At 44.9% G+C, this 1638-nt stretch carries 1 protein-coding gene; it reads left to right on the forward strand.

The features are described 5' to 3' along the window. Positions 1-106 precede the first annotated feature (106 nt). On the forward strand, positions 107-1638 hold a 1532-nt coding region (locus tag BAZSYMA_RS08985; protein WP_090718260.1), incomplete at its 3' end, for a type I restriction-modification system subunit M.

A 1638-nucleotide genomic window follows, 5' to 3' on the forward strand; every position in this document is an offset into this window, starting at 1 on the left:
AACTGGACAATTATGCATATATTATGCAAAGATCTTGTCTTTATAATAATAGCTAGCCCCTCAAAACAACCACTTTCCAGTAACAAACAAAACAAACGGAGACAGAATGGCAAAGAAAAAAGAAGCACAAGAAGAGCCACTGGAAAAGCAACTGTGGAAATCGGCTGACAAACTCAGAAAAAATATTGATGCTGCCGAATACAAGCATGTTGTTTTAGGACTGATTTTTCTTAAATATATCTCCGATGCCTTTGAGGAGTTATATGCCAAATTAAATACAGGCGAAGGTGAATATGCAGGGGCTGACCCTGAAGACAAGGACGAATACAAAGCCGAAACTGTCTTTTTTGTGCCAGAAGATGCCCGTTGGACACATCTGCAATCCCATGCCAAGCAACCCACCATTGGCAAAACAGTGGATGAGGCAATGGATGCCATCGAACAAGAAAACACCTCCCTAAAAGGCGTATTGCCCAAGGTCTACGCCCGACAAAACCTTGATCCCACGAGTTTGGGCGAACTGATTGATCTGATTAGCAATATTACCTTGGGTGATGCCAAGTCCCGTAGTGCCGATGTATTAGGGCATGTGTTTGAATACTTTCTCGGTGAATTTGCCTTGGCAGAAGGCAAAAAAGGCGGGCAGTTTTACACCCCCAGAAGTGTGGTGGAATTATTAATTACAATGTTAGAGCCCTACCAAGGGCGCGTGCTTGACCCTTGTTGTGGTTCAGGTGGGATGTTTGTGCAATCCGAAAAATTTGTAGCGGATCATCAGGGCAAAATCAACGATATTTCCATCTATGGTCAAGAGAGCAACCAAACCACTTGGCGACTGGCTAAAATGAACCTTGCCATTCGTGGCATTGATAGCTCACAGGTGAAATGGAATAACGAAGGATCTTTTTTAAACGATACTCACAAAGACCTCAAAGCCGATTACATTATCGCCAATCCGCCATTTAATGTCAGCGATTGGAGTGGTGATCTACTGCGTAAAGACGGTCGCTGGCAATACGGCATACCACCCACGGGCAATGCCAACTACGCATGGATACAGCACTTTATCTATCACCTTACCCCCAGTGGACAAGCAGGCTTTGTACTGGCAAAAGGTGCGTTGACCTCTAAAACATCGGGCGAAGGCGAGATTAGAAAAACCTTGGTCGAAGCGGGTTTGATTGACTGCATTGTCAACCTGCCTGCCAAGCTGTTTCTCAATACCCAAATCCCTGCATCACTTTGGTTTTTGAGCCGTAACCGTGCTAATGGCAAGTTTCGAGATAGACGAGACGAAATCCTGTTTATAGATGCCCGCAATATGGGGCATTTAATCAATCGTCGCACCCGTGAACTTTCCCCCGATGACATACAAACGATAACGGACACCTACCACAATTGGCGCAATCCAGAAGATGACTCTAATAAAAAGTACGAAGATATAAAAGGTTTTTGCAATGCCACCCCTATCGAGCGCGTCAAAGAGCTGGATTATGTTCTCACCCCAGGGCGATATGTGGGCTTGGCAGAAGAAGTGGATGATTTTGATTTTGCCGAACGCTTTAATAGTCTGAAAGCCGAGTTTGAGGGGCAACTTGAAGAAGAAGCGGAACTCAATCAGCGGATTTTGGAGAATCT

The sequence above is a fragment of the Bathymodiolus azoricus thioautotrophic gill symbiont genome (genome assembly GCF_001298715.1).
In the GTDB taxonomy this organism is placed as follows: Bacteria; Pseudomonadota; Gammaproteobacteria; order PS1; family Pseudothioglobaceae; genus Thiodubiliella.